The organism is Kitasatospora sp. CB01950, assembly GCF_001905465.1.
Taxonomy (GTDB): Bacteria; Actinomycetota; Actinomycetes; order Streptomycetales; family Streptomycetaceae; genus Kitasatospora.
This window is the reverse complement of sequence record NZ_LISX01000018.1, coordinates 1-7,705: the sequence shown is the minus strand read 5'-3', so window position 1 is coordinate 7,705 and position 7,705 is coordinate 1. Positions and strand designations below refer to the sequence as shown.

The following is a 7,705-nucleotide window of genomic DNA, read 5'->3' as shown; positions in this document are numbered from 1 at the left end:
CGACGGCGACGGCGACGGCGAGACGGGTCTTGCCGACCCCGGACGGCCCGAGCAGGGCGGCCTCGGCGTCGGCATCGGCCTCGACGAAGGCGAGAGCGGCGAGGTCCTTGATCCCGCGGGGGCCGAGTTCGGGCCGGAAGGACAAGCCGCAGTCGTCCAGCGCCTTGCGGTGCGGCAGCTTTGACAGCCACAGGTTCCGGCGGAAGCGGCGGCCGTCGCGAACAGCGAGCTCCTCGGCCAGGACCGGGCCGGGGAAGCCGAGGTGGCCCGTCTTCGCCCCGTCCGCCCGCCGGGCGTACCGGTTCAGGCCCCCGGCGAGGCGGGACAGGCCTGGCTTGGCGGCCATGGCACGGATGCGGGCGCCGGCCAGCCCGCTCAACGGGACTCCCTCGTGGCGCAGTCGACGGTGAAAGGACGGGTGCCCGTCAGCTCGCCACAGACCGAAGACGGCCTGCGGCCGACCTCGACATGAGCCGAGGCGGCCCGGGGCCCGGCAGAGCCCGGAGCGGACCGGCCTCCTCTCCCGGCGACGGCTCCTGCCGAGGCCGGGGCAGGGCGTCGCCGGTGGTGACGCGGCGGGCGCCGCCCTCCGGCAGGCCGTCCCGGTGGCGCTCGTCGATGATGCGGACACCGCGGCCCACCGCCCCGGGGCGGTGGGCCGGCAGCGTGCCGCCGCTCGCGTCGGGGACGGCGGCATGCAGGACGACCTGCGACGTCGCGACCCGGACCCCGACCGGCCGGCGGGCGCGGACCCTGCGGGCCGGCACCGAGCAGAGGCCGGTGTCCAAGGCGACCAAGGCGACCAAGGCGTTCCAGGCAGTCCTTGCCGACATGCCGCAGGTGTCGCCGGGTGACGACGGCGCTCTCCGCAGCGGCCGCAGGGCCATGCGATCGCGGACCGCCCGACGGCCGACGACCCCGCAGCGGCACCCCGGCCGTGGACGGGCGCCGAGCTCCTCGACGGACGAGAACGCCCGGCAGGCCAGGACGTGGTCGCGGACGACGGCAACCTGCCGCTCGACCCGGCCCTTGCCTTGCGGGCGACAGGCAGCGAGCACGTCGACGTCGAAGCCGCAGTGGCCGGCGAACGCCACTGCCTCGGGGGGAGCGGGACCGCCCGGATCGGCGAAAGGCGCGGCCCGTGCCGCCCGGGCCCGCGCCGCCCCGCCCGTTCGAGCGTCAGCCGGGGCAGTACCGCGGCGCGCCCGATCCCGCAGCACCCACTCGCGCAGCACCGCCCTGTTGATGCCCGGGTCGGCGGCGATGTCCCTGTAGGGCGCCCCGGGCGTGGACCCGTACAGGGCCACGGCATCGGCCTCGAACTCGCCCGAGCAGTCCTTCATCGCCACCGGCGGTGTTCTCGCCTCCTCCGGATCAAGCAGATCCGGTATCGGCGTGTCCACCACTCAGGGGGAGCCCCCCAACAACGTCGAGATCGCCCGCACCCCGACCGACAGCTCCTGGCCCGACCGGATCGAGGCCCGGTTCACCGCCCTGCGCCACTTCGCCCCCGACGGCGCCGACCACGCCACCCGCAAAGCCCAGGGCGGCATGATCCGCCACTGCACCGTCCGGCGGAACAAGCACGCCGCCGACGAGCGTCTGCGCCAAGTCGTCACCAGGGCGAACGGTGCCTGACGCGGCACTAGATGATTGATGCCAAGGGCTCGCTGGTGTGCATGAAATGACGCGAGGGAGTCCAAAGGTCGGTTGTGACGCCTGACCTGGACTCCCTCGCGACCGCACTCTATGTGAAGACCGACGACCTGCTGAAGGAATCGCCCCATCTGGCACCGTGGCGACCCGAGATCGGCCTCAAGCCACGGCTGAGCGACGCCGAACTGGTCACCCTGGCCGTGATGCAGGCCCTGCTCGGCTTCACCTCCGAGCGCCGCTGGATCCGCCACGCCACCACCCACCTGCGCCATCTGTTCCCGTACCTGCCCGGGCAGTCCGGCTACAACCGGCGCCTGCGCAAGGCCGCCGACCTGATCGCCCGCGTCAACCGCCTGGTCGCGATCGACACCTCGCTGTGGACCGACAGCGTGTGGGTCGTCGACTCCACCCCGGTGGAATGCGGGCGCTCACGCGAGACCGCCAAGCGCTCCGACCTGGCCGGATGGGCCGAGTACGGCTACTGCGCCAGCCACTCCCGCTACTTCCGGGGCCTTCGCCTGCACCTGGTGTGCACCCTGCACGGCCTGCCCGTCGCGTTCGCGCTGACCGGCGCGAAGGCCGACGAGCGCCGGACCCTGCTCGGCATCCTCCACGCCGAACCCGACCTGGCCGGCTCCCGACCTGGCCAGACCCTGATCGGCGACCGGCACTACTACGGCCGCGCCTTCGAACACGAACTCGCCGAGTGGGGCGTCCACCTGCTCCGCCCGGCCCGCAAGAACGAACCCGAGCGGGCCGGAGCCAGGCTGTTCAAACCGCTACGACAGGTCATCGAGTCGGTCAACCAGACGCTCAAGGCCCAACTCGACCTCGAACGCCACCAGGGCCGCACACCGGCCGGGGTGATGGTCCGTGTCCTGCAACGCATCCTCGCCCTGACCTCGGCGATCTGGCACAACGACCGGACCGGCCAGCCCGTCATGCGCTCGCTGACCGCCTACGACCACTAACCCTTCGCATCATTCATCTAGATGAAGCTGATCGTGATCGCGCCGTCCAAGCGGGTTACGCCGGTCGTCGAGCAGGCGGCCAACTGCAATTCGGGGATCACAGCCACACGCGTAGCGCCGTCGCCGGATCCGAAGCCGGCCGTCACGGTGCCGATCTGGGTGACCACGACGTTGCCGTTGACGCGGTCGGCCTGCGCGGGCTGCCAGGACACGGTGCTGGTAGCGACCGTACCGCCGCCGGCACCGTTCCACGTGATCGTTTGTACGTTGGCCGGGCTGGAGGCCCCCAGCGTGGTGCATGACTGCTCGCTCATCACAGCGCCAGTCGCGACACTCCCGGTGATGACCACCGGCGGGCTGTCGATCGTGTCGGTCACTACGCAGAAGGCGACGAGCGGGTCGGGCGGAGGAGTCGCCTGATCGCCGTACCCGTCGGTGAACTTGATGGACAGCAACCGCGAGTGATTGGTGAGCGCGGGCGAATACGTGCTGTGCCGGGCCCCTTGGCAGGTCAGGGTCTGGCCGACGGCGGCCGCGTCTGCCGGGGTGGGCGTCATGCTGCCGAGCAGGGCAAGCACGAACGCCAGGGGTGCAGGCACAGCCCCGAAGCGCCCCAGGGCGTGTCGAGTGGTGAAGGCCGGGAGCATGGCTGTCACGTTCTCCTCATCGGTGTCGTCGACCCGGTGCCGCCGCGCCGCAGGACGCGACAGAAAGCACTGCCCTGAACCACGGTCAGCAGTCTTCCTTCCCGGGCGGGAAGATCCCACGGATTGCCGCAGCTGCTCGGTGCGGCCGGGGGCCGGGTTCGGCGATGTGTCGTGGGGCGAGGCCCTGGAGCCCCTTCCTCCCGTCCGGGGCCGACAGCGCCTTCCCGTTGAGGGCAGGATGCTCCCTGCGACCCGGTCCCGCAACGGCAGCTGCACGCCCAGGCAGTGACAGCCATATGTGAGAGCTCAGCAGATCTTCGACGTTCCGCTCTCACCGCATCCTTGACGTCGATGGCTCGTTGCTCCGCCCGGAAGAAGAGGGCGGGACGGAACCGCAGGAGCTGGTGGAGCTGGTGGAGCACAGGTATCGGGCCGTGCTGGAGGTGCTCGACAGGGCGCCGTTGGCCGAGGCGGCGTCGAGGCACGCGTTTCACGGCAGTCCGCGCCCACCTGGCGGAGGCGGTACCAGGAGCTCGGCGGCGAAGAGCCGAAGGACCGCCCGCGACGTCCCCGTCACAGTCCGGCCAGGCTGTCGCCGGACGTGGAGGCCCCGACCCGCGAGCCACGGCGGCAGCACCCGCGGCGGGGCGCCCGGCGGATCGTCCTCGATCCTGCGTTCCGCGTAATCCAGGGGCTCCAAAGTCCCTGCCGGATTGCAGAGGCAGGCCGGCCGGGTGGGGACTGATGACGCGGCCGGATCCGCCCAGCGCCGCACCAGGCACCGCTCGCCCTGGCGACGACTTGACGCAGACGCTCGTCGGCGGCGTGCTCGTTCCGCCGGACGGTGCAGCGACGGAACATGCCGCCCTGGGCTTTGCGACTGGCGTGGTCGGCGCCGTCGAGGGCGAAGTGGCGCAGGACGGTGAACCGGGCCTCGATCCGGTCGAGCCAGGAACTGTCGGTCGGGATGTGGACGATCTCCACGTCGCTCGCCGCCGCCCAGGTCCCGACCCGCCGGCACCGCTTCGTCGTCAGGCGCGGCGAGCAGCTGCCACAGACGATCGCGATCCGCACCTCCGCGGGGTGCACAGAGCGCAGGTAGCGGCAGAACTCCGGGAACTTGGACGGCTCTTCGTCTTCCTGACGTGACCGCAGAGCCGGTCCCTGCCGAGGTCGTAGACGGCGAACAGGCGCCGGACCCCGTGCGGCCGGGTGCAGGTTCGCCCGCCGCCGGGGCCGCGGCCCGCGGCCCGCGGCCCGCGGCCGGGATCCTTGCCCCCACCGCCGCGCCCCGCCCACAGCCCACCGGAATGCGGCTGGAGGTCGAGCGGCCCGAACTCGTCGAGGCAGAAGACGACTTCGGGCTCGCCCTCCTCGGGCACGACCTCGCCGCCGGCGATCGCACAGAGATGTTCGACACGGGCCCCCAGGACATGCCCGACCCGGTCGGCCCCGCCATCGCGGCCGGGATCCGCGGACCCCTTTCCACACCCCGGTACGCCGGGAAACGACACCCCGCCGGACCAGCAGGCAGCACAAGACCTCCCGACCGATCCGGACCACCCGGCCACGAACCCCGCGCAAGCGGGCGAACAGCCAACAGACCGACCCGCGGACGAAGGACCACCCGAACCCGGCCGGACAGACAGCGGCCGCCCGGACGACGAAGCCCCCCGCCGTCCAGGCCCAGCAGACAGGGACAGCCCCCCACCCACCGAAGGCCCGGACAGACCGGACCGACCTCGCCGAACCGACCGATCACCGACACCCGGCCGACACCGCGCCCCGCAAACCCCGCCACCCGCTCAACACCCCCGCCCCCACGACCCGCCCGGCCGACACCCCCACCACCCGGAAAGCCGCCCGGCAACCCAACACCCCGCCGCCGGACGCCCGCTCAACACCCCGGGCCGACACCCCACCACCCGGCCGACGCATCCGCCCCGCCACCCGGACAGCCGTCCGGCAGCCCAACACCCCGCCGCCGGACGCCCGATCAACACCCCGGGCCGACACCCCCACCACCCGGCCGCCGCCCGGCAACCCAACACCCCGCCGCCGGACGCCCGCTCAACACCCCGGGCCGACACCCCACCACCCGGACAGCCGCCCGGCAACCCAACGCCCCGCCGCCGGACGCCCGCTCAACACCCCGGGCCGACACCCCACCACCCGGCCGACGCATCCGCCCCGCCCCGCAAAACCGGAAAGCCGCCCGGCAACAGGCCCACAGGCCCGCCGCCAGGCGGCCGATCAACGAACTCGACTGCAGCTGCCGCCCGACACCCGACGGCCGCTCCACCCGCCGCCCGACGCCCGGCCCGCGCCTCAGCCGGCCGCCGCCCGCTCCCCGACCCCGACCTCGACGACCGGCGCCACCGCGTCCGCACCCGCCCCGGACCCCCCGGAACGCACCCGCAGACCCACCCACACCAGGCCCACCGCCACCAGCGTCACCGCCACGTCCACCGCGAGCGCCAGCCGGATCCCGTCCAACTGCACCACCCGCAACGCCGCCACCGCACTCAGCACCGGAATACCGATCGTCGCCGCCACCTGCTGACTCAACGCCGCAAGACCCGTCGCCAGACCCTGCTCCGAATCCGGCAGCCCCGACGTCGCCGTCACCGTGTACGCCACGATCGACGTCACATGCCCGAAGAACCCCACGAACAACGCCGGCAGCAACACCGCCAGCATCACCCGGTCCGTGCCCAGCAGCACCAGCGGCGCCGTCGCCAGACCCTGCACCAGCAGACCCACCGTCAACACCGACCGCGTCCCGTACCGGCCGATCGCACGACCCGCCACCACACCCGCGGCCACCGCCGCCAACCCCGGCACACCGAAGATCAGACCCGTCGTCAACGGCGCGAAATGCAACACGTCCTGCAGATACAACGTCATCAGGAAGATCAGCGCGCTCTCCATCGAGAACACCACCAGACCCGCGAAGTTCCCCCACTTCACACTCGGACGCTTCAGGATCCGCACCGACGCCAGCGGCGCCGGAGCCCGCAGCTCCACCGCCCAGAACACCCCCAGCAGCAGCACGCCCACCGCCGCGATCCACACACTCCGATCGATCACGCCGTACGTGAACGCCAGCAGACCCGCCGTCACCGACACCGCGCCCGGCACATCCAGCCGCACCTTCTCCGGCGCCCGGCTGTCCGCGATCAACCGCGGCGTCGCCACCAAAATCGCCACCGCCACCGGCACATTGATCAAAAACGCCCAACGCCAGCTCAACAGACCCACCAGCGTCCCGCCCACCAGAGCGCCCACCGTGAACCCGCCCGACAACAGCGCACCGTTCAGACCCAGCACCCGCTCACGCATCGCCCCCTCGGAGAACGACGTCGTCAACAACGACAACGCCGCCGGAGCCGCCATCGCCGTCGACAGACCCTGCAGCACCCGCGCCGCCAGCAACAGGGACCCGCTGTCCGACAACCCCCCCAGCACCGACGCCACCGTCAACAGCGAGATACCCGCCAAGAACAACCGCCGACGCCCGAACAGATCCGCGATCCGGCCGAACAACAACGTGAAACCCGCCGCCGGCAACGCATACGCCGACGCCACCCACGGCAGATCCCCCGCCGATATCCCCACCCCCGAACCGATCTGCGGCAACGCGACGTTCAGGATCGAGAAATCGACGGACAACATGAACTGCGCGCCCAGCAACACGAACAGGGTCAACCTGAGACGCGTACTCAAACGGCCGGACGAAACGGAAGGCTCGGTCATGGCACCCAAGCCTGGAAGACCACCCGCCCCCTAGCCAGACACCTGCCAAACGTCCCACTGCGAAGGCTACGCTCCACAGCCCCCGCTTCAGCATAATGACCCCCATGGGAGAGCTCGGCACATTCCTCAAGTCCCGCAGGGCCAGACTCCACCCGGCCGACGCCGGACTCGGACACTACGGCCGACGACGCCGCGTACCCGGCCTACGCAGAGAAGAACTCGCCCAACTCGCCGGCGTCAGCGTCTCCTACTACGCCCGACTCGAACAGGGCCTCGGCCAGAACGTCTCCGACACCGTCCTCGACGCCCTCGCCCGCGCCCTGCGCCTCACCGACGCCGAAACCACCCACCTCCACACCCTCGCCCGACCCCACCGCACCCCCACCACCCCCACCGACCCCGCCCCCGTCCCCGTCCCCCCGGGCATCCAACGCCTCATCACCATGACCAACGACATACCCCTCATCGCCCTCGGACCCGCCACCGACGTCCTCGCCTGGAACCCCCTCGCCCACACCGTCTTCGCCCCCCGCCCCCCCCACCCCCACCACCGCCCCAACATGACCCGCACCCTCTTCACCGACCCACCCGCCCGCACCCTCTACACCAACTGGCACGCCAAAACCCACTCCGTCGTCGCCCACCTCCGCATGACCACCGCCCAACACCCCCACA

At 71.8% G+C, this 7,705-nt stretch carries 6 protein-coding genes and 1 pseudogene; 3 read left to right on the top strand and 4 right to left on the bottom strand.

The window, feature by feature from the left end:
- Together AMK19_RS30695 and AMK19_RS30690 are read right to left on the bottom strand one after the other, a co-directional pair.
- Nucleotides 1-379, bottom strand: a 379-nt coding sequence (locus tag AMK19_RS30695; protein WP_198953500.1) for an ATP-binding protein, incomplete at its 3' end; no start/stop codon positions are given.
- Nucleotides 380-425: 46 nt separating this feature from the next.
- Nucleotides 426-1,406, bottom strand: a complete 981-nt coding sequence (locus tag AMK19_RS30690; protein WP_143200490.1) for a hypothetical protein — start codon at nt 1,404-1,406, stop codon at nt 426-428.
- Between the two features lie 16 nt (nt 1,407-1,422).
- Here AMK19_RS30690 and AMK19_RS30685 point away from each other — a divergent pair.
- Nucleotides 1,423-1,638, top strand: a pseudogene (locus tag AMK19_RS30685) (transposase); the annotation flags it as partial.
- Between the two features lie 74 nt (nt 1,639-1,712).
- Nucleotides 1,713-2,627, top strand: coding sequence for an IS982 family transposase (locus AMK19_RS30680; RefSeq protein ID WP_073818097.1), 915 nt, complete (start codon nt 1,713-1,715; stop codon nt 2,625-2,627).
- Between the two features lie 17 nt (nt 2,628-2,644).
- Here the strand turns inward: AMK19_RS30680 and AMK19_RS30675 are convergent, their stop codons facing one another.
- A complete protein-coding gene (locus AMK19_RS30675) occupies nt 2,645-3,283 on the bottom strand; it encodes a hypothetical protein (protein WP_143200489.1) in 639 nt (212 codons plus the stop codon).
- A 2,319-nt stretch (nt 3,284-5,602) separates the two neighbouring features.
- Nucleotides 5,603-7,030, bottom strand: a complete 1,428-nt coding sequence (locus AMK19_RS30665) for an MFS transporter (protein WP_083647512.1) — start codon at nt 7,028-7,030, stop codon at nt 5,603-5,605.
- Nucleotides 7,031-7,134: 104 nt separating this feature from the next.
- Between AMK19_RS30665 and AMK19_RS30660 the strand changes: the two genes are divergently transcribed.
- On the top strand, nt 7,135-7,705 hold a 571-nt coding region (locus tag AMK19_RS30660), incomplete at its 3' end, for a helix-turn-helix transcriptional regulator (protein ID WP_143200488.1).

Coding starts and splice junctions, on each gene's coding strand:
- AMK19_RS30665 (WP_083647512.1), bottom strand. CDS start 7,030: ATGACCGAGCCTTCCGTTTCGTCCGGCCGTTTGAGTACGCGTCTCAGG.